Source organism: Marinobacter sp. L-80, from assembly GCF_056859395.1.
Window position 1 is genome coordinate 158,338 of record NZ_JBSXOI010000075.1, and the last position, 24,037, is coordinate 182,374.

Annotated in this window: 22 protein-coding genes; 7 read left to right on the plus strand and 15 right to left on the minus strand. The window is 57.6% G+C overall.

Going from position 1 to position 24,037, the window contains the following annotated elements:
- Positions 1 to 2 precede the first annotated feature (2 nt).
- The 13 genes from ung to ffh form a co-directional block, all read right to left on the minus strand.
- Positions 3 to 737: a uracil-DNA glycosylase gene (gene ung / locus AC13E3_RS17790; RefSeq protein WP_092030284.1), complete on the minus strand. Its 735-nt coding sequence runs from the start codon at positions 735 to 737 to the stop codon at positions 3 to 5.
- 3 nt (positions 738 to 740) lie between these two features.
- Complete coding sequence (lysS, locus tag AC13E3_RS17795; protein WP_482902309.1) at positions 741 to 2,276, minus strand: lysine--tRNA ligase; 1,536 nt, start codon at positions 2,274 to 2,276, stop codon at positions 741 to 743.
- Positions 2,277 to 2,327: 51 nt separating this feature from the next.
- A protein-coding gene (gene prfB, locus AC13E3_RS17800; protein WP_482902310.1) for a peptide chain release factor 2 occupies positions 2,328 to 3,423 on the minus strand; the annotation gives its coding sequence in 2 pieces (ribosomal slippage) (positions 2,328 to 3,350 and positions 3,352 to 3,423; 1,095 coding nt in all).
- 94 nt (positions 3,424 to 3,517) lie between these two features.
- A complete protein-coding gene (gene recJ, locus AC13E3_RS17805; RefSeq protein ID WP_482902311.1) occupies positions 3,518 to 5,251 on the minus strand; it encodes a single-stranded-DNA-specific exonuclease RecJ in 1,734 nt (577 codons plus the stop codon).
- A gap of 6 nt (positions 5,252 to 5,257) precedes the next feature.
- Positions 5,258 to 6,658, minus strand: a complete 1,401-nt coding sequence (thrC, locus tag AC13E3_RS17810; RefSeq protein ID WP_482902312.1) for a threonine synthase — start codon at positions 6,656 to 6,658, stop codon at positions 5,258 to 5,260.
- A gap of 11 nt (positions 6,659 to 6,669) precedes the next feature.
- A complete protein-coding gene (locus AC13E3_RS17815) occupies positions 6,670 to 7,971 on the minus strand; it encodes a homoserine dehydrogenase (RefSeq protein WP_014576269.1) in 1,302 nt (433 codons plus the stop codon).
- Positions 7,972 to 8,116: 145 nt separating this feature from the next.
- Entirely contained in the window at positions 8,117 to 8,848 is a 732-nt protein-coding gene (locus AC13E3_RS17820; protein WP_041645008.1) for a DsbC family protein, read from the minus strand.
- Between the two features lie 128 nt (positions 8,849 to 8,976).
- A complete protein-coding gene (xerD, locus tag AC13E3_RS17825; protein WP_008176234.1) occupies positions 8,977 to 9,879 on the minus strand; it encodes a site-specific tyrosine recombinase XerD in 903 nt (300 codons plus the stop codon).
- A gap of 114 nt (positions 9,880 to 9,993) precedes the next feature.
- A complete protein-coding gene (gene rplS / locus AC13E3_RS17830; protein WP_008176237.1) occupies positions 9,994 to 10,350 on the minus strand; it encodes a 50S ribosomal protein L19 in 357 nt (118 codons plus the stop codon).
- A 37-nt stretch (positions 10,351 to 10,387) separates the two neighbouring features.
- A complete protein-coding gene (gene trmD, locus AC13E3_RS17835; RefSeq protein WP_482902313.1) occupies positions 10,388 to 11,134 on the minus strand; it encodes a tRNA (guanosine(37)-N1)-methyltransferase TrmD in 747 nt (248 codons plus the stop codon).
- 3 nt (positions 11,135 to 11,137) lie between these two features.
- Positions 11,138 to 11,665, minus strand: coding sequence for a ribosome maturation factor RimM (gene rimM, locus AC13E3_RS17840; RefSeq protein WP_008176242.1), 528 nt, complete (start codon positions 11,663 to 11,665; stop codon positions 11,138 to 11,140).
- A gap of 27 nt (positions 11,666 to 11,692) precedes the next feature.
- Positions 11,693 to 11,932 (minus strand): 30S ribosomal protein S16, encoded by a 240-nt coding sequence (gene rpsP, locus AC13E3_RS17845; RefSeq protein WP_008176245.1) that lies wholly within the window; start codon positions 11,930 to 11,932, stop codon positions 11,693 to 11,695.
- Between the two features lie 163 nt (positions 11,933 to 12,095).
- On the minus strand, positions 12,096 to 13,487 hold the full coding sequence (gene ffh / locus AC13E3_RS17850) for a signal recognition particle protein (protein WP_008176248.1): 1,392 nt from the start codon (positions 13,485 to 13,487) through the stop codon (positions 12,096 to 12,098).
- Positions 13,488 to 13,669: 182 nt separating this feature from the next.
- Between ffh and AC13E3_RS17855 the strand changes: the two genes are divergently transcribed.
- The 5 genes from AC13E3_RS17855 (at position 13,670) to AC13E3_RS17875 (ending at position 19,787) form a co-directional block, all read left to right on the plus strand.
- Positions 13,670 to 14,476 carry a cytochrome C assembly family protein gene (locus AC13E3_RS17855; protein ID WP_008176250.1) on the plus strand — a complete coding sequence of 269 codons (807 nt, stop codon included), beginning with the start codon at positions 13,670 to 13,672 and terminating at the stop codon, positions 14,474 to 14,476.
- 85 nt (positions 14,477 to 14,561) lie between these two features.
- Entirely contained in the window at positions 14,562 to 15,848 is a 1,287-nt protein-coding gene (locus AC13E3_RS17860; RefSeq protein ID WP_008176252.1) for an HlyC/CorC family transporter, read from the plus strand.
- A 157-nt stretch (positions 15,849 to 16,005) separates the two neighbouring features.
- Positions 16,006 to 16,608 (plus strand): Yip1 family protein, encoded by a 603-nt coding sequence (locus AC13E3_RS17865; protein ID WP_008176254.1) that lies wholly within the window; start codon positions 16,006 to 16,008, stop codon positions 16,606 to 16,608.
- Positions 16,609 to 16,803: 195 nt separating this feature from the next.
- Positions 16,804 to 19,029 carry a DUF1631 domain-containing protein gene (locus AC13E3_RS17870; RefSeq protein ID WP_008176256.1) on the plus strand — a complete coding sequence of 742 codons (2,226 nt, stop codon included), beginning with the start codon at positions 16,804 to 16,806 and terminating at the stop codon, positions 19,027 to 19,029.
- 5 nt (positions 19,030 to 19,034) lie between these two features.
- Positions 19,035 to 19,787: an energy transducer TonB family protein gene (locus tag AC13E3_RS17875; protein WP_008176259.1), complete on the plus strand. Its 753-nt coding sequence runs from the start codon at positions 19,035 to 19,037 to the stop codon at positions 19,785 to 19,787.
- 10 nt (positions 19,788 to 19,797) lie between these two features.
- On the opposite strand, the gene grxD is transcribed toward AC13E3_RS17875, so the two are convergent.
- On the minus strand, positions 19,798 to 20,124 hold the full coding sequence (gene grxD / locus AC13E3_RS17880) for a Grx4 family monothiol glutaredoxin (protein WP_008176261.1): 327 nt from the start codon (positions 20,122 to 20,124) through the stop codon (positions 19,798 to 19,800).
- 238 nt (positions 20,125 to 20,362) lie between these two features.
- Between grxD and argF the strand changes: the two genes are divergently transcribed.
- Both argF and AC13E3_RS17890 read left to right on the plus strand, forming a co-directional pair.
- Entirely contained in the window at positions 20,363 to 21,277 is a 915-nt protein-coding gene (argF, locus tag AC13E3_RS17885; protein ID WP_008176263.1) for an ornithine carbamoyltransferase, read from the plus strand.
- Positions 21,278 to 21,281: 4 nt separating this feature from the next.
- Positions 21,282 to 22,355: an ABC transporter ATP-binding protein gene (locus AC13E3_RS17890; protein WP_008176266.1), complete on the plus strand. Its 1,074-nt coding sequence runs from the start codon at positions 21,282 to 21,284 to the stop codon at positions 22,353 to 22,355.
- 9 nt (positions 22,356 to 22,364) lie between these two features.
- Here AC13E3_RS17890 and glpK read toward each other — a convergent pair whose 3' ends face one another.
- On the minus strand, positions 22,365 to 23,846 hold the full coding sequence (gene glpK / locus AC13E3_RS17895) for a glycerol kinase GlpK (protein WP_008176268.1): 1,482 nt from the start codon (positions 23,844 to 23,846) through the stop codon (positions 22,365 to 22,367).
- Between the last annotated feature and the right edge of the window lie 191 nt (positions 23,847 to 24,037).

Sequence of the window (24,037 nt, forward strand, 5' to 3'; positions counted from 1 at the left end):
TTTCAGCTCTGCTTGTATCTCTCGATCAACTCAGATTTGCTTGGCAGCGCCCAGTCAACCGTGGGCTTTCCCTGCTGTTGCAACCAGTCGTTCGCCTTTGAGAAGTGCTTGCAACCGAAGAAGCCCCGGTAAGCACTCAGGGGTGACGGGTGGGGGCCCTCTAGGACCAAGTGTTTGGTGCGGTCGATGTGCTGGCCTTTCTTTTTCGCGTAGCTGCCCCAGAGCAGGAATACCACGCCTTCCCGTTCGCGGTTGATGGTTTCGATGACCTTGTCGGTGAAGGTTTCCCAGCCTTTTCCCTGGTGGGCGCCGGCCTGGCCCTGAACGACGGTTAAAACGCTGTTGAGCAGCAGTACGCCCTGCTCGGCCCAGGGCTGCAGGCAGCCGTGGTCCGGGGGAGCGATACCCAGGTCGTCCTGTATTTCCTTGAAGATGTTCACCAGTGAGGGCGGGATGGCCACGTTCGGGCGCACGGAGAAGCACAGGCCGTGGGCCTGGCCTGGACCGTGGTAGGGGTCTTGGCCGAGAATGACCACTCTCACGTTATCCAGTGGCGTGCTGTTGAGGGCGTTGAAGCAGTGTTGGCTGGCGGGGAACAGGACTTTGCCGGCCTGTTCCTCGGCGGCGAGGAACTCCGCCAGGCCCTGCATGTAGGGCCGGCGGAATTCTTCCGCGAGATGCTCTTTCCAGCCCCGGTCGGGCCTGAGCTGGCTGGCCAGTACCTCAACCGGGCTCATGGATCACTCCTCGTCTTTACGGCTGTCGGCCTTGTGCTCGGGGCGCATGGCCGGGAACAGGATAACGTCGCGGATTGATGCCGAGTTGGTCAGCAGCATGGCCAGCCGGTCGATTCCGATACCTTCACCGGCGGTGGGCGGCAGGCCGTATTCCAGGGCCATCACGTAGTCTTCATCGTAGAACATGGCTTCGTCGTCACCGGCCTCTTTCTCGGCCACCTGGGCCTGGAAGCGCTCCGCCTGATCTTCGGCGTCGTTCAGCTCCGAGAAGCCGTTGGCGATTTCGCGACCGCCCACGAAGAACTCGAAACGTTCGGTGACGAACGGGTTGCTGTCTTTGCAGCGGGCCAGGGGCGACACTTCTTTCGGGTACTCGGTGATAAATGTCGGCTGCATCAGGCGATGCTCCGCCGTCGCCTCGAAGATCTCGATCTGGACTTTGCCCAGGCCCCAACCATCCTTGAGATGAATACCAAGGTTTTTCGCCACCTGGCGGGCACTGGCGTCGTCCGCCAGCTGTTCCGGCTTGATGTCCGGGTTGTAGCGCAGGATGGCGTCGACCACGGTCAGGCGCTCGAAGGCTTTACCAAAATCGTACTCGACGGTTTCTTCGCTGCCATCCGCCAGGGTGCGGGTGTTCACGACGGTCGTCGTACCCAGCACTTTCTGCGTAATGCTGCGCAGCATGTCTTCGGTCAGATCCATCAGGTCGTTGTAGTCCGCGTAGGCCTGATAGAACTCGACCATGGTGAATTCCGGATTATGACGGGTGGAAAGACCCTCATTGCGGAAGTTCCGGTTGATCTCGAATACTCGCTCAAAGCCGCCAACCACCAGGCGCTTCAGGAACAGCTCCGGCGCAATGCGCAGGTACATGTCGATACCCAGGGCGTTGTGATGAGTCACGAAGGGACGCGCTGTGGCACCGCCGGGAATCACCTGCAACATCGGGGTTTCCACTTCCATGAAGTCCCGCTCAGTGAAGTACTGACGCATGGCGCTGATGATCTTCGAGCGCGCATAGAACACCCGACGGCTGTCCTCGTTGACCATCAGGTCGACGTAGCGGTGGCGGTAACGGGCTTCCGTGTCGGTCAGGCCCTTGTGTTTTTCAGGGAGCGGGCGCAGGGACTTGGTGAGCAGCACATACTCATCCATGGTCACGTACAGGTCGCCCTTGCCCGACTTGGACAGGGTGCCTCGCACTCCCACGATGTCCCCCAGATCCCAGTGCTTGGTGTCTTTCTGGACATCCTTGGACGCGTAGATCTGGATCCGGCCAGTCATGTCCTGGACCACCTTGAATGCCTTGCGATCGAGCATCATGCGGCCGGCAATGGCCACCTTGATACCGAGGGACTCCAGCTCTTCCTTGGTTTTTTCACCGTATTTCGCCTGCAGTTCGGCGGCGGTGGCGTCACGACGAAAGTCGTTCGGGAAGGCGTTGCCCTGGTCGCGCATTTCTGACAGTTTGGCGCGGCGCTCGGCAATCAGCTTGTTGTCCTCATGCGGTGCGGCATTCTGAGTTTGATCAGTCATTTTGGCTCACTAGGAATCGGGTTGTCCGGGTTAGCGTGGCAAAGGCGCTGGTTACAGCGCCATCTTCAGGCTGGCTTCGATGAACTTGTCAATGTCACCGTCCAGCACCGACTGGGTATTACTGGTTTCTACCTTGGTGCGCAGGTCCTTGATACGGCTGTCGTCCAGAACGTAGGAGCGGATCTGGCTGCCCCAACCGATGTCGGCCTTGGCGTCCTCGGCTTTCTGTTTCTCGGCGTTGCGCTCCTGCATCTCACGCTCAAACAGCTTCGCCTTGAGCTGTTTCATGGCCTGGTCCTTGTTCTGATGCTGGCTTCGACCAGCCTGACAGGCCACGACAATACCGGTGGGATTGTGCGTCAGACGCACCGCCGACTCGGTCCGGTTAACGTGCTGACCACCGGCGCCGGAGGCACGGTAAACATCCACCCGCAGATCCGCCGGATTGATTTCAATTTCGAAGCTGTCATCCACTTCCGGTGACACAAACACGGAAGAAAACGAAGTATGCCGACGGTTGCCGGAATCGAATGGTGACTTACGCACCAGACGGTGAACGCCGGTTTCGGTACGCAGCCAGCCATAGGCGTAGTCGCCCTGGATGTGAATGGTGGCGCTTTTGATACCCGCCACATCGCCTTCCATCAGCTCGACAATTTCGGCCTTGAAGCCCCGACGCTCTGCCCAGCGCAGGTACATGCGCAGGAGCATGTTGGCCCAGTCCTGGGCTTCGGTGCCACCAGAGCCGGCCTGAATATCCAGGTAGGCGTTGTTGGCGTCCATTTCGCCGGAGAACATGCGGCGGAATTCAAGCTTCTCGAGCTCTTTATCAAGACCCTCAAGATCTGACTCGATCTCTGCAACGGTGCCTTCGTCCTCTTCTTCTGCGGCAATATCCAGCAGGCCCTCGGCGTCTTCCAGGCCAGAGGTGAGGTTGTCGATGGTCTTGACGATCAGTTCAAGGTCCGCGCGCTCTTTGCCCAGAGCCTGTGCCCGCTCCGGGTCGTCCCAGACGCTGGGCTGCTCCAGTTCGCGCTCAACTTCGGTCAGTCGTTCACTACGCTGATCGTAGTCAAAGATACCCCCTGAGCGCTTCAGTGCGCTCACGAAGCTCTTTAATCTTCGTCACAATGGGATTGATTTCCATGAAACCCTTACTCGCTCTTGAAAATGGAGAGTAAAAACAGAGGCGGGATTCTACCGGAAATCGGTTTGTAAATCAGCCTGCGGGTTTCCGTGAATCAGGCAAGAGGCTCGAGGTAATCCACCAGAAGCTGGAGATTGGTGCGCCCCCGGAAGGTATTGGCATCCGGCTTGTAAACCACCCGCGCACCGGTGCGCGTGTAATCAGGCACTTCCGGCCCGGTATTGAAGGCAATGCCGTCGATGATCCCGCCGCCTTCGACAGGTTGCAACACCAATTTCAGATGGTTTTCGCCGACTATCCGCTGGCTGACCACCCGGAATTCGCCGTCGAACAGTGGCTCCGGGAAATGCTGCCCCCATGGGCCGGCCCGCTTGAGCAGCGCAGCGGTGTCCAACGACAGTTCATTTGCGCCCAGAGGCCCATCGGTTGTGATCGCCGCCTCCAGATCCTCGGCCGACAGGGTGTCTCGAACGGCGCGATCGAAGGCCCCGGAAAAGGCATCCAGATCATCGCTGGCGAGGGTCATGCCCGCAGCCATCGCGTGACCGCCAAATTTTTTCATGATCCCCGGATGACGTGAGTCGACCACGGCAAGCACATCCCGGATATGAAGCCCGGGAATGGAGCGAGCAGAACCTTTGATGTCTTCGCCGTTTTCGTCCGGCGCAAAGGCAATGGTCGGTCTATGGGTCTGCTCACGGATACGGGCAGCCAGAATTCCGATAACGCCCTGGTGCCAATCGGTATCGAAAAGCGCAAGACCCCAGGGCAGTCCATCCAGATCCAGCGACATTGAAGACAGCAGATCCTGGGCCTGGGCTTTCATGTCCTTTTCGATGGTCCGGCGTTCACGATTGAAGGTGTCCAATTCCCGGGCCAGTCGGCGAGCCTCGTCCGGACTGTCTGCCAGCAGGCAGGCAATCCCGATACTCATGTCATCAAGCCGGCCCGCAGCATTCAGGCGAGGACCAACCACAAATCCGAGGTCGGTTGAGCTGATCGCCGTGTGGTCCCGACCCGCGACTTCCAGCAGCGCCAGGATACCGGGACGGGCCTCACCCTGGCGTATACGGCGCAGGCCCTGCTCCACGAAGATCCGATTGTTATGGTCCAGGGGCACGACATCAGCCACCGTACCCAGGGCCACCAGATCAAGCAGGCTCCCCAGGTTCGGCTCGGGATCAGGCAGGCGTTGGGTTTCCCGGAGCTGCTTGCGCAACGCCGTAAGGACGTAAAACATCACGCCCACACCGGCGGCGTTCTTGCTCAGGAAGGGGCAGCCCGGCTGGTTGGGATTGACGATGGCATCGGCGTCCGGGAGCTCTTCACCGGCCAGGTGGTGATCCGTCACCACCACCTTCACGCCAAGCTCTTTGGCCGCTCGAACACCCTCAACGGCGGCTATGCCGTTATCGACGGTAACCATCAGGTCGGGAAGCTGACCTTCATCGCGCAAGCGCTCAATAATACCCGGCGTCAGGCCATAGCCATCGGCAAACCGGCTCGGGACGCGAAAATCGATGCTCTGCAGACCCAGCATTGAAAGGCCAAGCATGGCGACGGCCGTGCTGGTGGCGCCATCGGCGTCAAAATCCCCGAGCACCAGAACCCGCTGTTGCTGTTCGATGGCTTCGGCAAGAAGTTCGACGGCCCGGTCGATGCCCCGAAGTGACATGGGCGAGGCCAAGTGTTTCAGCGTGTAGCTGAGCTGTTCATCGGAAGTAACGCCACGGGCCGCGTAAAGACGGCGAAGCAAGGGAGGCAGGTTTTGCCCCCAGTCCGGGAATGTCTCGGGCTGGGGGCGACGCAGGATCTTTTTTGGTGTCATACCCGGTCAGGCGTTTTTCCAGTGCTTGGCAATAAACTCCTGCACACCGGCGATATTGTTATCCAGCACCGTGTAGCGCTCTTCCCGCTCGAACAGGTCGGCCATATGGGCCGGCAGAGGCGGCTTCACAATTACGCCGGATTCGGCCACGGCATCCGGGAACTTGGCCGGGTGCGCGGTACCCAGGGTGATCATCGGTACCGCCTGATCACGGCGACAGTTGCGCGCAGCGCGAACCCCGATGGCGGTGTGAGGATCCAGAAGATACTCGTTCTGTTCGTAAATCTCACGAATCGTATCGCAGGTGGCTTTGTCATCCACCGCGTCACTGTCGAACAACTTGCGCGCATGCTTCCAGCGGTAATCCTCGATGCTGACCGGCCCTTTGGCGGCATTTTCCAGCAGGGTCTTCACTGCCAGCCCGTCACGGCCGTGCAGATCAAACAGCAGGCGCTCGAAATTGCTCGACACCATGATATCCATGCTCGGAGACAGGGTGTGCTCCAGCTGGTGCTGTTCGTATTTGTTGCCACTCATGAAACGATGCAGGATGTCGTTTCGGTTGGTGGCAATGACCAGCTGTGAGATTGGCAGCCCCATCTTCTTGGCCAGGTAGCCGGCAAAGATATCGCCGAAGTTCCCTGTGGGTACCGAAAACGCCATGCTCCGATCCGGACCGCCCAGTGCCAGGGAGGCATGGAAGTAGTAGACGATCTGGGCCATGATCCGGGCCCAGTTGATGGAGTTGACAGCTGCCAGCTGGGTTTTGCCACCCAGGAACGACTGGTTGCCGAAACTCTCCTTCACCATGCGCTGACAGTCGTCGAAGTTGCCACGCACCGCAATGTTGTGGATGTTTTCACCCTGAACGGTGGTCATCTGACGGCGCTGGACCTCTGACACCCGCTGGTAAGGATGCAGAATGAAAATATCCACGTGCTCGCACTTGCGACAGCCTTCGATGGCAGCCGAACCGGTATCACCGGAAGTCGCTCCCATGATAACCACGTGCTGCTTGCGCTTTTCCAGAACATAGTCGAGGAGACGCCCTAACAGCTGGAGGGCGAAATCCTTGAACGCCAGCGTCGGACCGCGGAAAAGCTCCATCACCCACTCGTTGGTATCCAGCTGAACCAGCGGGGCCACGGCCTTGTGGGCGAAAACCGAGTAGGTCTCGTCCAGCATCTTGCGGAAATCATCCGCAGGGATAGCGTCATCCACGAACGGGTACATGACGTTGAACGCCAGCTCACTGTACGAAAGCCCGCGCCAGCTCCGGATTTCTTCCAGATCAAAATGTGGCAGGGATTCAGGAACATAGAGGCCGCCATCTGTCGCCAGACCGGTCAGCAGAACATCCTCAAAGCCCAGTGCGGGCGCTTCACCCCGCGTACTGATGTATCTCACGTTCGTACCTGTCAGTTGAAGTTTTCAGCGCGGATGCGGACAACATGGCCATCGGTGTCGGACAGAGCTTCCAACTCTTCGATCGCACGGTTGATCTGGCGCTCCTGAACGGTATGGGTCAGGATGATCACCGGAATACGTCCGTCCTTCAGCTCGGATTCCTTCTGCATGATCGACTCGATATTGATGCCATGCTCACTCAGAATGGAGGCAATCTTGGCCAGCACACCCGGACGATCCAGAGCGGTAATGCGCAGGTAGTAGGCAGACTGAATGTCCTCCATGGACAGCACATCCAGGTCTTCCATGGCGTCCGGTGAGAAGCCAAGGTAGGGCACACGCAGCTTGCTTTCGGTCGCCACGGCACGGGCCACATCGACGATATCGGCAATAACAGCCGACCCGGTTGCCTCATCCCCTGCTCCGGGACCGTAATACATGGTCTGGCCAACGGCATCGCCATCCACCAGGACCGCGTTCAGGACACCATCAACCTGGGCAATCAGATGACTCTGGGGCACCAGGGTCGGATGCACACGCAGCTCGATGCCATCATCGCGGCGACGGGCAATGCCGAGGTGCTTGATGCGATAACCCAGCAATTCGGCGTGAGCAATGTCGTAAGGGGTAATCTTCGAAATGCCTTCGGTGAAGCCTTTCTCGAACTGAAGAGGCACGCCAAACCCGGCTGATGCCAGTATGGTCAGCTTGTGGGCGGCATCAATGCCTTCCACATCAAAGGTCGGATCTGCTTCGGCGTACCCAAGATCCTGGGCTTCTTTGAGAACCTCGGAAAATTCCCGACCGGCACGCATTTCGGTCAGGATGTAGTTCCCGGTGCCGTTGATGATGCCGGCAATCCAGTCAATGCGGTTTGCCGCCATACCCTCACGAACAGCCTTGATGACCGGGATACCGCCGGCGACACCCGCCTCGTAAGCCACCACAACACCAGCCTTCTCGGCCGCCTCGAAGATTTCGTTGCCGTGGACGGCAATCAGGGCCTTGTTCGCGGTAACCACGTGCTTGCCGTTGCGGATTGCCGCCAGCACCAGCTCTTTGGCCGCATCATAACCACCGATGAGCTCGACCACGATATCCACGTCGGGATCGTTCACCACGTCGTAAATGTCGGTGCTGAAGGGCACATCGCCGAGGTCCATATCCTCGCGAGCCCGGCGACTGGCAACCCGGGTAATCCGGATATTGCATCCGGCCCGACCGGCAATCAGCCTGGCGTTGCGGGTCAAGACATTAAAGGTACCGCCGCCGACGGTTCCCAATCCGCAGATTCCGACACTGACGTCTTTCAAACTCTCACCTCTGATCCCGAAGGGGTGCTGATGAATTATATTAGGCGGGCATAGTATACCGATTCAGGCCTCACTGAATAAGCCCTGAATCGGATCCTTCGAAAATACCGTGTAACGCATCCCGTACGATAGGTGCGCCAGGATTTCAGAGTAGCCCGAGGCCTTCCGCCAGACGCTGGGCCGGGACATAGCCACGAACCATGTTGCCATCTTCCAGAACAATGGCAGGTGTCCCTGTGACCCCTACCCGGCCACCAAGCTCATACTGCTCGCCCACCGGATTTTCGCAACTTGCGTCGGGTACTGAGCGGCCGGCCTTGGCTGCGTCCATGGCCGCCTGCTGATCGTCAGCACACCAGACCGACTCATACTTTTTGAAAGACGCTGTATTGGGGCCGGACCGTGGAAACGCGTAGTAATTGACGGTAATGCCATAGTCATTCAACTGCGGCACCTCGTCATGCAGCTTCCGGCAGTAAGGGCAGTCGATATCAGTAAACACGTTTACTACGGCCTTTTCGTTTTTCGCCGGGAAGCTGATAACTCCCTTGTTACCATAGTCCGCCATCATTTCGCGACGGGCCTCCGTGCGGGCGGCTTCGGTGACATTGGCAATGCCCTGATCGGTAATCTTGAGAAGATCTCCCGTCATCAGGTACTGGCCATCCTCGGTCGCGTAGATGGTGTCGCCATTGTTGCTCTGAACCTCATAGAGGCCCTTGGCTTCGGATTCCTTTACCGACACCACCTTGAGGCCGGGGACGGCCTGGGTCAGACGCTCGGAAATCCGGTCTTCCACTTCACCGGCACTGACGCTGGCCGCGCCAAAGGCACCCAGGACAACTCCAAGCGCCACAACCACATGTTTCATATTCATTCTGGCAAACAACCTTTTCCAGTAAGCAGTTAAACAACCCGGGCAGTATTGGCACAGGCCGGGAATCAATTCAATGCGACAAATACACAAAAAGAAAGTTCACCCCCAATCGCGGAACCGCCCCACAGCTAGCCCCTGGGATGGTGAGCCTGGTGCAGCGACTGCAGTCGCTGACGAGCCACATGGGTGTATATCTGTGTTGTCGACAGGTCAGAGTGGCCCAGCAGCATCTGCACCACACGCAGGTCCGCTCCATGATTAAGTAGGTGCGTGGCAAAGGCATGCCTGAGTGTATGAGGCGACAGGTGTTTGCGAATACCCACTCGAACCGCGTAGTGCTTGATACGATGCCAGAAAGTCTGACGAGTCATCGCCGCAGCACGGTTGCCCGGGAACAGCGCATCACAGGATCGCCCTTTAAGGAGTTCCGGCCGCCCTTCCTTCATATACTGCAGCAACCAGTCCACTGCCTCTTCACCCAGGGGGACCAATCTCTCCTTGTCGCCCTTGCCAGTGATCCGAACCACGCCCTGACGAAGGTTTACCTGATCAACCCGCAACTCGGTCAGCTCCGAGACCCGCAGACCGCAACCGTAGAGTATTTCCAGCATGGCCTTGTCCCTGAGCTCGATGGCAATTCCGGGGTCCGGCTCGGAAAGCAGCGCATCCACCTCGCCCTCGGTCAGCGAGTCGGGGAGACGCCGAGGCAGCCTGGGGCTGTCAATCCGAAGGGTCGGGTCTTCAGTAATCAGGCCTTCTCGCAGCAGAAACCGATAAAACCGCCGCAGCCCGGACAACCGCCTGGCCGCCGTGGAGCTCTTGACGCCCTGCGCGAGGCCACTGGACATCCAAGCCAGTAAGTCGGTTCTGCGAACATCCTTGAGCAGCGGCTTGCCAGGCTGACTCTCGAGCCATTCCGACAACCGCAACAGATCGCTCCGGTAAGCCTGGCGGGTTTTTTCGCCCAGTCCGTCCTCCAGCCAGATGGCATCAACAAACCTGACGATCACCGATTCATCTTCTGCTCTCATGGCAAGTTCCCAGACTGCATAGGTCCCACAACACACCAAGCATACCGAAACCTCAGACACAAAAAAGGCAGCCCTCGGCTGCCCTTTTTTGACTGCTGTTCAGCGCACTGCTGATCAGCCCAGCTTCTCCTTGATACGAGCTGCCTTGCCAGACAGGTCGCGCAGGTAGTAAAGCTTGGCCTGGCGAACATCGCCACGACGCTTCACACTGATGCTTTCGATCAGCTTTGAGAAGCTCTGGAAAGTACGCTCAACACCGACACCGTAGGAGATCTTACGTACGGTGAAAGAGGAGTTCATGCCACGGTTACGCTTGCCGATGACGACACCTTCGAACGCCTGAAGACGCTCACGGTTACCCTCGGTTACGCGAACCTGAACGACCACGGTGTCACCCGGCGCAAACGCGGGGATTTCCTTGGTCATCTGTTCTGCTTCAAGTTGACTGATGATGTTGTTCTTGCCGCTCATCGTAATGCTCCTGATACCCAATCTGTTAATGCCCTGATTATTCAGAGGCACCCGGTTCGTTCAAAATCTCTTCCAGCAGCTCACGCTCTTCGTCCGTAAACACCCGCCTTTCCAGCAGGTCGGGGCGTCGCTCCCGGGTTCGCCTCAGCGACTGCTTGAGCCGCCAACGCCGGATCTGATCATGGTGACCGCCCAATAAAACATCCGGCACCGCCTGACCTTCGTAAACCTCGGGCCGGGTGTAGTGCGGACAATCCAGCAAACCGTCGGCGAAAGAATCCTGCTCTGCCGACTGCGCATGACCCAGCGCTCCGGGGATGAGGCGTGTAACCGCATCGATAACAGCCATCGCTGCCAGTTCGCCACCGGACAGAACAAAATCGCCCAGTGACACTTCCCGATCGACTTCCGTCGCTATCAGGCGCTCATCAACACCCTCGTACCGGCCCGCCACCAGAATCAGTTGCTGTTCTGCCGCGAGCGACTCGACAACAGACTGGTTCAGCGTCTCACCCTGGGGCGACAGGTAAACCACACAAGGGTTTCCGGGTGCCGATTCCCGTGCCGCATGGATTGCGTCCCTCAGGGGCTGAATTTTCATCAGCATGCCCGGGCCGCCACCATAGGGCCGGTCATCTACCGTTCGATGCCGGTCCTGGGTAAATTCACGGGGATTCCAGGTCCGAAAGGTCAGCAGACCATCCCGAACCGCACGCCCTGTGATCCCGTAATCCGTCACCGCACCGAACATCTCCGGGAACAGACTGACTGCGCCAATCCACACCCGTCAGAACTCCGGATCCCAGTCCACCACCATTTGCTTTGCGGCGAGATCAACACTCTGCACCACTTCGCCCGGCAGATAGGGGATCAGACGCTCACGTTGATCAATGGAGCCTGCTGTTGCCTGCACCACCAGAACATCGTTGGATCCGGTTTCCATCAGATGGTGCACTTTACCAAGGCACTCATCATCCACCGTGAACACGTCAAGACCTTCCAACTGAAACCAGTAGTACTCCCCATCGGGAAGCGGCGGCAATTCAGCAGTGGAAACCCTGACTTCGGCACCACAATACGTGCGGGCCAGATCACGGTCGTTAATACCTTTCAGCCTGACGACGATCCCCTGCCCCTGGCGGCGACCTTCCTCAAGCTTGGCCGGAATACGCTTCCCATCCAGATCGAGAGTCCAATCGGGATAGTTCAGTATTCCTTCCTTGGGGTCTGTGTAGGAAAAGACTTTAAGCCATCCTTTGACCCCAAACACCGAGGTAATCCGGCCGATCACAGTTTCCTGCGAATTCTGTGTCATGCCATAAACCCCGGTGTCAGTACTGTCTTACCCAGCAGCCTTCAGCAGCTGTGCAACGCGCTCGCTGGTCTGCGCGCCCTGACCGAGCCAGAAATTGACACGATCACGATCAACGCGAAGACTCTCTTCCTGACCACGGGCTACCGGGTTGAAGAAACCTACACGCTCAATAAAACGACCGTCGCGGGATTTGCGGCTGTCGGTGACTGTCAGATGGTAGAACGGGCGCTTCTTGGAGCCGCCACGAGCCAAACGGATAATTACCATTTAACCAATATCCTGTTCTGTTGAACGAACTTTGTACGATTCACGCCTGCTGAATACCAGCTGACGCGAAGACCCATACTCGAAAGGGGCGCTATTCTATGCTAAAAAAGCGCCAAAGAAAACAGCAAAACCAGTTGTTTCCCCGTTTTCCATGTAAGGCTTTTTACATACGGCCAAACGGGGGCATTCCGCCTCCCCCACCGCCGCCAGGGGGCATCATGCCGCCCATGCCGCGCATCATATTCGCCATACCGCCTTTCTTGCCAAACTTTTTCATCATCTTCTGCATTTGCTTGTGCTGTTTCAGCAGACGATTGACGTCCTGGATCTGGGTTCCAGACCCCGTGGCGATACGGCGCTTGCGGGAATTGTTGATCACATCCGGGTAACGCCGCTCTTTTGGCGTCATGGAGCAAATGATCGCCTCCATCTGCCCCATGGACTTGTCGTTGACCTGTTGCTGCGCCACCTGGGCCATCTGCCCCATGCCGGGCAACTTGTCGAGCAGGCCACCGATGCCACCCATGTTCTTCATCTGCTGAAGCTGATCCCGAAAATCCTCCAGATCGAAGCTTTTGCCCTTTTTGATTTTCTTGGTGAGCTTCTGGGCCTTCTTCTGATCAAGCTTGCGCTCTGCCTCTTCAATCAGCGAGAGCACATCGCCCATACCCAGGATCCGGGAGGCAACCCGGTCCGGATAGAACGGCTCCAGCGCATCAGACTTTTCACCAACACCCAGGAACTTGATCGGCTTACCGGTAATGTGACGAACAGACAAGGCGGCACCGCCACGGGCATCGCCATCGGTTTTGGTCAGCACCACGCCGGTCAGCGGCAGGGCATCGTTGAACGCCTTGGCGGTGTTGGCGGCATCCTGGCCCGTCATGGCATCGACCACGAACAGGGTTTCAACCGGGTTGACCGCTTTATGCAGCCGACCAATCTCTCCCATCATCTGTTCGTCGACGTGGAGTCGGCCGGCGGTATCAAGAATTACCACATCAATGTGCTTCTTCCTGGCCGCGGCAATGGCACCCTCGGCAATATCAACCGGGTCCTGATCGGCACTGCTCGGGAAGAACTCGACACCCACTTCGCCAGCGAGGGTTTCCAACTGGCGAATCGCCGCCGGACGGTAGACGTCGGCGCTGACCACCAGGACGGATTTTTTCTGCCGCTCTTTAAGGAAGCGCGAGAGTTTGGCGACCGTGGTCGTCTTACCTGCACCCTGCAGACCCGCCATCATGACTACGGCCGGCGGCTGGACGTTCAGATTGAGGGATTCATTACCCTCGCCCATGACGCGTTCCAGCTCCTGCTGGACAACTTTCACAAAGACCTGGCCCGGCGTCAGACTGCGCTGCACCTCCTGGCCAATGGCACGCTTGCGGACGCCCTCAACAAAGTCCTTCACCACCGGCAGGGCGACATCCGCCTCCAGCAGCGCCATGCGCACTTCCCGCAGGGTGTCCTTTATATTGTCATCAGTGAGGCGCGCCTGGCCGGAAATCTTGCGCAGACTGCCGGAAAGTCGGTCTTGGAGGTTCTCAAACATGTTGCTCTTCCGTACCCCGGATAAATTGAGTGCGTGAATCGGCAGAGCCGGCGACGACTCCTTGATTCCAGTTGCATAATCGCGACATTATAACCAGACTATCGCCCTGAAACGACCAGCCCGGTCAAATCGGCGCAAACCAGCGCCGATCCCCAGTCAGAACAGTGGTTAATAAGGAAGTCATGGGAACGCTGATTCTCGCGGTCACCTCTCTTTTTCTTTACAGCGTCGGTACCGCGCTGCAGGCCCTGCATTTCAGAGGCCGGGTTCAAAGCAACATTGCCATTACTACCCTGATTGGCGTTCTCGCCCTGACCAGCCACGGACTTCTCATTGGCCAGACAGTCCACCACGACGGCGGCTTCGATTTCAGTTTTTTCAAAAGCTCCGTGCTTATTTCCTGGCTGATCGTCTTCCTTCTATTGGGACTCAACCTTAAAAAGCCGGTGCAAAGCCTGTTTCTCGGCGTGTACCCGCTGGCCGGCCTCACCATTATTCTCGCCCTGGTTACCCATGGACCCTCGAGACTGGTGTCCGAGCAAAGCTACGGCATGCTCTCCCATATTGCGCTTTCGGTGACAGCCTACAGCCTCTTTACTCTGGCGGCCATCCAGGCGGTTCTACTTTACTTCCAGAATCGCCAACTGAAGCACAATTACAACAGCCTGCTGGTTCGTAACCTGCCACCTCTTCAAACCATGGAGTCGCTGCTGTTCGAGATGGTCTGGGCTGGCGTCGTCATGCTGATTCTGGCCATTGTGACCGGCGCCCTCTTTATAGAGGATCTCTTTGCCCAGAATCTCGCCCACAAGACCCTGTTCTCGATCCTGTCCCTGCTTGTGTTTGTGGCGCTCCTGATTGGTCGTTACACCAAAGGCTGGAGGGGCATCACCGCCAGCCGTTGGACCCTCGCTGGCTGCGCACTCCTGATGCTGGCCTTCTACGGCAGCAAGTTTGTGCTGGAACTGATCTTCCAGCGCGGCGGCTGACACCGGAAGCACCGGTTATTCTCTTGACACAACGCTCGCCGAAACCCTATTTTCGCTACTTGTCAGCAATATAAGGACACCTCTTTTGAACGAAACATCGCTCACCGCGCTGTTTATTCTCCTGGTTGGACTGATCCTCCTTTCCGGTTTCTTCTCGAGCTCCGAGACGGGGATGATGTCGCTCAACCGATATCGTCTCAAACATATGGCCAAAACCGGCCATAAAGGTGCCAAGCGCGCCCAGGGCCTGCTGCAACGAACCGACCAGCTGATCGGCGTCATCCTGATCGGCAACAACTTCGTGAACATCTTCGCCTCTTCGATCGCCACGGTTATCGCGATTCGGGTCTGGGGCGATGCCGGCATCGCGATTGCCACCATCCTGCTGACCATCGTGATCCTGATCTTCGCAGAAGTCACTCCGAAAACCCTTGCAGCACTATTTCCCGAGAAAATTGCCTTCCCGGCCAGTTACATACTCGGTCCGCTGCTGAAAATCCTGTATCCGATTGTCTGGGCGGTGAACCTGTTCACCGGAGGCATACTGAAACTGCTGGGCGTTTCCGCCGCAGACGCTGCCAACGACCACCTCAGCCGGGAAGAACTGCGAACACTGGTGAATGAGGCAGGCGCCCTGATACCCGCCAAGCACAAGGACATGCTGGTCAGCATTCTGGACCTGGAAAAAGTGACCGTGAATGACATCATGGTGCCGAGAAACGAGGTAGTGGGTATCGACCTGGAAGACGACACCGACACCATTCTGCGCCAACTGCGCAGCAGCCAGCATACCCGGCTTCCGGTCTTCAAGGGCGACATCAATAACATTCAGGGCATACTGCACCTGCGCAGCGCTTCCAAACTGCTGCAACAGGAGGAAATCAACAAGGCCATGATCATGCAGCTTTGCCAGGAACCCTATTTCATTCCGGAAAGCACGCCCCTGAACACCCAACTGATCAACTTCCAGAAAGGTCGTCGACGGTTCGGCGTTGTTGTCGATGAATACGGCGACGTTCTTGGCCTCGCGACACTGGAAGACATACTTGAAGAGATCGTCGGCGACTTTACGACGGACTATGCCGCCACCAGCCCGGACATCATTCCGCAGGACAACGGCACGTTCATTATTGATGGCACTTCCGCCGTTCGAACCATCAACAAGACCCTGGGCTGGAAGCTCCCTACCGATGGCCCTAAAACCCTTAACGGCCTGATTACCGAAACCCTGGAGAACATCCCCGACACCAACGTCTGCCTGAAAGTGGACGGCCATCGGGTAGAAGTGCTGCAGATCAAGGACAATGTCGTGAAAGCAGCCATTGTGCACCCGAAAAAACGCAAAAAACGTTCTCTGTCACTGAAACAGTAAAACCCGGACACCTCCTCCCTATGGCGCTATAGACCCTTCGGTTATAGCGTCTCCCGTTCTTGAAAGATCAAAATTTAACCGCCAGCTTGACCCCCGGTGATCCCCCACCAACACTGAAGGAGCGTGCGATACAAAAACAATCACAAGGAATACGTCCATGAGTCTGACACACACGTTTGGCCTGCTCGCCCATCCCGACCAGGAGTGGGAGGCGATCCGCAATGAATCCGAGACTGTCACAAGACTGTACGCCGGCCACATTCTGCTGCTGGCATTGATCCCTGCGGTTGCCGGCTTCATCGGAACAACCCAGGTAGGCTGGCAAATTGGTGATGGCCAGATCACCAAGCTGTCGGTAACGAGCGCACTCCAGCTTTCCACACTTTTCTACGCGGCCATGCTTGCCGGCATTTTTATACTCGGCAAGTTCATTGATTTTTTCGCCGCAACGTATGATGCGGTAGAACGGACGCCCAGAGGCGTTGCTCTGGCGGCGTACACGGCAACCCCGATTTTCCTGATTGGCGTAATCGCCGCGTATCCGAACATATGGGTGAATATGCTGGCAGGCCTGGTGGCGGTTGCCTACGCGGTCTACCTGCTTTACGAAGGGCTACCGATTCTGATGAGGATCCCGGCGGACAAGGGGTTCATGTTCGCTTCTGCAGTCCTGACGGTTGGCCTGGTTATGTTCGTTGCCCTGCTCGCCATCAGTGTTGTTATCTGGAGCATGGGCATAGGCCCGGTTTACGTGAACTGACCGCAAATTATCTTGCAAGTCAGTAATCTGCACGAGGGTGCCTGTTGGGCACCCCGTGTTTTTTTGAATTTGCTCCCACGTTAGCGTTTGGTCATGTTAACTTTGGGCAAAATGCGGTAAATTTAACCAATAACGAGAATCCAAGGATTTCAAGCTCGGTCATGTATCCGGTTGAGGCGTAAACAGGAGTCTGCCATGAACAAGCAGTCCGGCATACATTACCTCCGCGAACACAGGGAAGCCGGAAGTAACAGACCGGTTCCTGCGGAGGTCACCCGCATCCGGGACACGGTTGTCGCCGGGCTCGGTGATTTGCTGCAGGGCGCCTTCGACGCCGTCGACGATTCGCTGTTCGAGCTGGCCAATAATGCCCGCAGCAACAACGAACAGAACCGGTACTTCGAGGCGATGCGTGAAATTCGCATCAAGCGTAAGGGTGTCGAGCGGCATTTCCAGAACACCGTTGCCCAATATTTTGCCACCCCCCCTCACACCGGACCGCTTCAGGAAGAACAGCTGAGCAAGCAGGCCAGCGCCGACACTCTTGCCCTGGTCGGCAATGACGACCTTGAGGAGCAGGTTGCCCTCAACGCCATGATCACCAAGGCAAAGGCGCACTTTCAGGGCCCACTGCTGCAACTCCAGACCCGTTTCAGTCAGGTGTACCCGGAAGCCACCGACGAATCACCGGTCAATCCGATGGCACCGGAACACCTTTGCAGTGCGTTCACAGAGGCAATACAGGCCCTTGAGATCCAGATCCGTGAGCGCCTGATCCTGCTCAAGCAGTTTGACCGCTATGTTGTGTCCAACCTCGGCATGCTGCTGGACGAAGCCAACCGCATACTGATCCAGGCCGGGATCATTCCGAACTTCCGTTATCACGGCAAATCCGGTCAGCAGCATGAGGCCTCCAGTCCCCAGTCGGCAGAGGCGCCAAAACAGGAAAGCGCGCCGGACGCTTCCGCGGCAGAACGGGCCGGCCAGGCCGCCAGCAGCAGCGCGGTTTTCGAACAGATCCGACAGATGCTGGCGCTGCAACGGGCCAATGCGGGCATACCTCCCCGTGCCTCGGACCCGAATGTCCGGGTCGTGGGTGACTCCGAGCTGGCAAGCCTTCTCAATTCATTGCCGCTTTCAGCCCCCCGGCAGGACCAGGGCAACCTGAGCGCCGGCGAACCTGTCAGCGTTGATCTCCGTCAGCTGGTACAACAGCTCCTTTCCCAGACCGATACCGGGGATGGTCGAAAACCGGCGCTTAACGAGGTCGATGAAGACCTCATTAACCTGGTTTCCATGCTGTTTGAATTCATTCTTGACGACTACAACCTGTCAGCTCCGGTTCAGGTGTTGATAAGCAGGCTGCAGATTCCGATCCTGAAAGTGGTTATCCGGGACAAGAGTTTCTTCAGCCAGGCTACGCACCCGGCCAGACGTCTCCTGAACTCCCTGGCGAGAGCAGGCATTGGCTGGAGTAGCAGCGACGAGAAAACCAAGGACAAACTCTACGGACAGATTCACAACATTGTGCAAAGGATTCTCAACGAATTTGACGGTGATGTTTCGCTTTTTGAAACCCTCAATCAGGAATTCGAACAGTTCCTTGAACGGGAGAACCGAAAGGCGTCTCTGGTTGAGCAGAGAACCCGTGAATCCGAGCGGGGTCGGATCAAGTCCCAGACGGCTCAACAAACCGTCGACAATCTTCTTAAACAGAAGGTGTCCCGTTACAAACTGCCGGAGTCCATCCATGACATCCTGATGAATGGCTGGAGCCGCGTGATGTTTCTTGCCTATCTCAGGGATGACGTGGAGCATCGGTGGAATGCCACGGTGAAGGTCGTCGATGATCTGATCTGGTGTCTTCACCCCCATCAGGAAGATGACGAAAGAGACCAGTGGGTGCGGGTCGTGCCTGGCCTGCTGAAATCACTGCGGTCAGGACTTGAAGAGGTCTCCTATAACTCATCGAGACTCGATGAAATGATGGGCCAGCTCAAGCATCAGCTGGCAGAGGCATTCCGGACCAATGCTGCCATCGAAGCACTACAGGATTCTCCTGAAGAGCCGGCGGAAGAGGAAATCGCGACCGTTCACCAGACGGCCGTTGAGCGCCAGCAGGAACTGGAAGACGCTGCAATCTCGGAATATGTTGCCCAGATTGACGGTATCGAGATTGGTAACTGGGTCGAGTTTCGACTGGTCAATGGTGCAAACTTCCGCTGCAAGCTGTCCGCCATCATTGATGAAGCAGATTGCTTTGTCTTTGTGAACCGGATGGGGCTGAAAGTGATTGAGAAAACCCGGGTTGAACTGGCCCATGAAATGCGCCGTGGCCGGCTGACCCTGCTTGAGCAGGGCGCATTGATTGATCGGGCCCTGGATGCGGTTGTCGGCACCCTCCGGAGCAAGACCGCCTGACGCCAATGCCTGAAAAAAGCAGTCCCAATGCCCTGCCGGCTGCCTACCGGCTTGGGCTTGCCTTGTCTCTGGCTCTTTTCCTACACACGCTCCTGCTTTCAGGCATCTCCTCGCCCAAGGAAGAACCAACGGTCACGCACAGGGAGAGTGTAAGGTTTGAGCTGGTAGCCCCGGGCACTCTTAGAACGGTTGCCGACCCGTCAGCTGACCTCAGTCCTCGTCGGGATGCACCACGGGTAACGCCGTTTGAGATTGATCCTCCTGAGCCGGAACCCCTCTCCAAACCGGAGGTTGTGACATCCCGCGAGCCGCAAACCCCCGCCCCGACAAAGGCAACAAATACCAGCGTCCCCCGGAGCGAAGCCGCACAGTCAAGCGCCAGCTCTGCTGCCGGAGAAGAACCCGAACAGCTCCCTGAAAAAACGGAGGAGAGCATTACGAGGGTTACGGAGTCACCGGGCGAGCTCGACCCCTATGTGGTCAAACTGGCCGTCCATCTGGCCCATCAACTTGAAGAACTGAGAGTGCCGGCCATGAGGAGCCTCACTGACACGGTCGCTATGGAAGTCGAACTGCAGTTGCTTGGAAATGGCGCCCTGACCCGGGCAAGGGTTCTGAAATCAACAGGAATCAAGCCAATCGATGAAGCTGCATATCGGGCTGCGCTGGCGGCTAGCCCCTACCCTCAGCCACCGAAGGATAGCGGGAGCGCGAACCGCTTCGAGGTGGAACTGTTGTTCACCCCGAAACGGCTCTGAGCGGCAGTGATCAGGCTTCTGCCTGCTTCGCCGCCTCTTTGACAAGTTTGGCCAGCTCACCGCTCTCGGACATTTCGAGAACAATGTCACATCCGCCAACGAGCTCACCATTGATGTACAGCTGGGGATACGTGGGCCAGCTGGAGTAAACCTTCAGGGCTTCACGAAGCTCCTGGTTATCCAGAATATTGACGAAGGCAAAGCGTTCGCCGCAGGCCATTACCGCCTGTACGGTTTTGGCCGAGAAGCCACACTGGGGTGCCTGTGGGCTGCCCTTCATGTACAGGATGATCGGATTCTCTTCAAGCTGGCTCTTAATGGTTTCATTGATATCCATGAACATTCACCTCTGTTGGAACAGTCTTGCCACACGGCAATTTTCTTGACGCTATTGTACACGGGTGCCGAACACCTCACCAAACACCTTGATTTGACCTCGAGCAACACCGGCAGTTCCAGCCCGGCCACAGCGTTGTCATACCTGCTCCGAAGGGCTAGACTTGATGCCCCATTTTTTCAGCCAACGTTCAGGCAATCCCGCCAGCAGCGGGGTTCGGTGAGATAAGGGCCATTGCATGGCGGCACGACATTTTCTGACATTGAATGACATGACAACCAACGAGCTGGAAAGCCTGGTTGATCATGCCACAGCATTGCGCAACGAGTGGCGGCAAGGGAAGGTTCGGGACTCCCTCAAGAACCGTGTCCTTGCGATGATCTTCGAAAAATCATCAACGCGAACCCGGGTTTCTTTTGAAGCCGGCATGACCCAGCTCGGCGGCTCCGCAATGTTCCTGTCGCCACGGGATACCCAGCTTGGCCGGGGCGAGCCGATAGAAGACTCGGCTATCGTTATCTCCAGCATGGTTGATGCGGTGATGATCCGCACCTTTGCCCATGAAACCGTGGAGCGCTTCGCGGCTGCATCACGGGTGCCGGTGATCAATGCGCTGACCGATGACTTTCACCCATGCCAATTGCTGGCCGATATGCAAACATTCCGGGAACACCGCGGCAGTATTCGCGGCGCTACCGTTGCCTGGATCGGCGATGGCAACAACATGTGCCACTCCTACATCAATGCCGCCGCACAGTTCGATTTCAACCTGAACATCGCCTGTCCTGAGGGCTACGAGCCGGCAGAATCAATGCTCAAGGGCCACGAAGACCGGGTCAAGGTGTTCCGGGAGCCGGCCGAGGCGGCCCGAAACGCCCAGCTCCTGGTGACCGACGTCTGGGCTTCCATGGGCCAGGAAGACGAGCAGAAAGCCCGTGAAAGGGCGTTCAGTGGCTATCAGATCAATCCCGGGCTGCTCTCTGTGGCCGATAAGGATGTGCTGTTCATGCATTGCCTCCCGGCTCACCGTGGTGAGGAAATATCGGCGGACATGATGGAGCATCCTGCCTCCGTGGTCTGGGACGAGGCCGAGAACCGCCTGCACGCCCAGAAGGCACTGCTCGAATTTCTCATCCTGAACCGGCTGGACTGATTCCATGAGCACAACCGCACAATCTCCGGCAGACTGGCTGCTCGAGGTCAATAACCTGTCCTGCGGCTACGGCGGGGATTCTGTGGTCAAGGATGTCAGCTTTGCCCTGAGCCATGGCGACATCGGCTGCCTGCTTGGCCCGAGCGGCTGCGGCAAAAGTACCATACTGCGCGCCCTCGCCGGTTTTCTTCCACTGAGTGGTGGCGAGATTTCGCTGCAGTCCCAGGCCATCAGCCTGCCCGGACGCACCCTGCCCCCGGAAAAGCGTCGGATCGGCATGGTGTTCCAGGATTACGCCCTGTTTCCGCACCTGACTATCGCTGACAACGTGGGGTTCGGTCTGCGGAATCTGAACAAGGCAGAGAAACGGCAGAAGGTCATGGAACTACTGAATGTCGTGCATCTGCAGGATCTGGCCGACAACTATCCCCATGAACTGTCTGGCGGCCAGCAGCAGCGCGTTGCCCTGGCCCGCGCCCTGGCACCCGAGCCCACGCTGATTTTGCTGGATGAGCCGTTTTCCAATCTGGACGCGGATCTGCGCCGTCGGCTGAGCCTGGATGTTCGCGAAATCCTGAAGACGCTCGGCATCAGCGCCATTCTGGTTACCCACGACCAGCAGGAAGCCTTCGCCATGTGCGATCAGGTCGCTGTGTTGCGGGACGGCAGGATCCAGCAGTGGGACGTGCCCTACAACCTCTACCATGAACCGGCAAATCGTTTCGTTGCCAGCTTCGTGGGTCAGGGCGGATTCGTCCCCGGCACCGCCCTGGGGCCGGATACTATTGAATCCGAGCTCGGCGTGATCCACGGCAACCGGGCCTACAAATGGGAACCCGGCACCCTGGTAGACGTTCTGATCCGGCCCGATGACATCGTTCATGACCCCGACTCGGATCTGCAGCCAAAGGTGGTTGAGAAAACCTTTGCCGGCACTTCCACGCTCTACCGTTTCCGGTGTTCCGAAGACACAGAGTTCGAAGCCCTGTTCCGCAGTCACCTGGATTTCAACCTGGGTGAGCATGTGCCGGTGCGTGTCGAGGCGGATCACCTGATTGCCTTCGAACGCACCAGTTGATTGAGAGATTCAGTTGTTGCAGACGCGCTCGACAGCATCCAGCCAGCCAGCGTAGAGAGATTCTCGCAAAGCCGGGCGCATTTCCGGATGGAACTGCCGCTCGCATTCCCAGAGCGCGGAGATCTGCTCAAGGTTGTCAAAAATACCTGTCTGTAGTCCCGCAAGGTAGGCAGCTCCGAGAGCGGTTGTCTCTGTAACCCGGGGCCGGTCAACGGTGACATTCAGTATGTCGGCCAGGAACTTCATCACCCAGTCGTTCACCACCATACCGCCATCCACGCGCAGCGATTCAAGTCGGGCGCCGTCGTTCTGGATCGCCCGCACCAGGTCCTTGGTCTGATAGCAGACCGACTGCAGGCCGGCGGTAACGATCTCGCCAATGCCCGTATCCCGCGTCAGGCCCATGATGGCGCCGCGAGCATGAGGATCCCAATGAGGGGCTCCCAGGCCGGTAAACGCCGGAACCAGGTAAACCGGATTGTCGACTCCGACCGCCTCCGCATGGGCGGAAGATTCATTGGCGTGGGCAATCAGCTTGAGCCCGTCCCTCAACCACTGCATGGCAGCACCGGCAACAAAAATACTTCCTTCTACCGCGTAACAGGGCTTGCCGTTTAGCCGATAGGCCATGGTGGTCAGCAACCGATTTTCGGACCGAACGGCCTTATCGCCCGTATTGAGCATGAGAAAACAGCCGGTGCCGTAAGTGCTCTTGGCCATGCCCGGGTAAAAGCAGGCCTGCCCCACGAGAGCCGCGTGCTGATCCCCTGCAATGCCGGCAATCATAACTGGCGCGCCCAACCACTGTACTTCGGCGGTGCCATAGTCTGCGGCGCTATCGAGTACTTCCGGCAGCAAGGCCCGCGGCACGCGAAACAGGGCCAGAAGATCGTCGTCCCAGTCCTGCTTGTGAATATTGAAAAGAGCCGTTCTCGAGGCATTGGTGGCATCGGTGCAGTGGGATTTTCCGTTCGTCAGGTTCCAGAGCAGCCAACTGTCCACCGTTCCAAAAGCCAGTGCACCGGATTCGGCCCGGGCGCGGGCGCCCTCCACGTTATCGAGAATCCAGGCTATCTTGGTGGCCGAAAAGTAGGGATCAATTAGCAGCCCGGTTCGTTCAACAACCGTGTCCTCATGGCCGTCTGATTTCAGCTTGGTACACCAGGACGCGGTTCGACGGTCCTGCCAGACAATAGCGTGGTAGATCGGCTCGCCGGTTGCGCGGTCCCAAATCACCGTGGTTTCCCGCTGATTGGTGATACCAATACCCGCCAGCTCCGAGGCGTCGATACCCGCTTTGTCGAGCGCGCCGCGACACACCGCCAGAGTGCTGTCCCAGATTTCCCGAGCATCGTGCTCCACCCAGCCATCTTTCGGGAAATACTGGTGAAATTCCTGCTGATCGGTTGCAACGCTGTTGCCCGTTTGATCAAAAACAATAGCACGGGAACTGGTTGTGCCCTGGTCGATGGCAAGCAGATAACGGGTCATGGACGGCCTCCTTTTGTTTCCCGGAATTCTAACAGCAGAGCAGACGGGAAAGGGTGACCGATATGGAATTTGGGAGCAGGCATAAAAAAAGGGCCGGAAAACCGGCCCTCAAATGACGAATGAAACAAGGAAAGTTCGTAAGAACTACAACCTCAAAAGTCATCCCTTACGCTTTGCAGTATTGACCGGCC

Excerpts from the sequence above, each read along its gene's own strand:
- ung (WP_092030284.1), bottom strand. The coding sequence starts at position 737 with ATGAGCCCGGTTGAGGTACTGGCCAGCCAGCTCAGGCCCGACCGGGGC.
- lysS (WP_482902309.1), bottom strand. The coding sequence starts at position 2,276 with ATGACTGATCAAACTCAGAATGCCGCACCGCATGAGGACAACAAGCTG.
- recJ (WP_482902311.1), bottom strand. The coding sequence starts at position 5,251 with ATGACACCAAAAAAGATCCTGCGTCGCCCCCAGCCCGAGACATTCCCG.
- AC13E3_RS17820 (WP_041645008.1), bottom strand. The coding sequence starts at position 8,848 with ATGAATATGAAACATGTGGTTGTGGCGCTTGGAGTTGTCCTGGGTGCC.
- xerD (WP_008176234.1), bottom strand. The coding sequence starts at position 9,879 with ATGAGAGCAGAAGATGAATCGGTGATCGTCAGGTTTGTTGATGCCATC.
- rplS (WP_008176237.1), bottom strand. The coding sequence starts at position 10,350 with ATGAGCGGCAAGAACAACATCATCAGTCAACTTGAAGCAGAACAGATG.
- rimM (WP_008176242.1), bottom strand. The coding sequence starts at position 11,665 with ATGACACAGAATTCGCAGGAAACTGTGATCGGCCGGATTACCTCGGTG.
- rpsP (WP_008176245.1), bottom strand. The coding sequence starts at position 11,932 with ATGGTAATTATCCGTTTGGCTCGTGGCGGCTCCAAGAAGCGCCCGTTC.
- ffh (WP_008176248.1), bottom strand. The coding sequence starts at position 13,487 with ATGTTTGAGAACCTCCAAGACCGACTTTCCGGCAGTCTGCGCAAGATT.
- AC13E3_RS17855 (WP_008176250.1), top strand. The coding sequence starts at position 13,670 with ATGGGAACGCTGATTCTCGCGGTCACCTCTCTTTTTCTTTACAGCGTC.
- AC13E3_RS17865 (WP_008176254.1), top strand. The coding sequence starts at position 16,006 with ATGAGTCTGACACACACGTTTGGCCTGCTCGCCCATCCCGACCAGGAG.
- AC13E3_RS17870 (WP_008176256.1), top strand. The coding sequence starts at position 16,804 with ATGAACAAGCAGTCCGGCATACATTACCTCCGCGAACACAGGGAAGCC.
- AC13E3_RS17875 (WP_008176259.1), top strand. The coding sequence starts at position 19,035 with ATGCCTGAAAAAAGCAGTCCCAATGCCCTGCCGGCTGCCTACCGGCTT.
- grxD (WP_008176261.1), bottom strand. The coding sequence starts at position 20,124 with ATGGATATCAATGAAACCATTAAGAGCCAGCTTGAAGAGAATCCGATC.
- argF (WP_008176263.1), top strand. The coding sequence starts at position 20,363 with ATGGCGGCACGACATTTTCTGACATTGAATGACATGACAACCAACGAG.
- AC13E3_RS17890 (WP_008176266.1), top strand. The coding sequence starts at position 21,282 with ATGAGCACAACCGCACAATCTCCGGCAGACTGGCTGCTCGAGGTCAAT.
- glpK (WP_008176268.1), bottom strand. The coding sequence starts at position 23,846 with ATGACCCGTTATCTGCTTGCCATCGACCAGGGCACAACCAGTTCCCGT.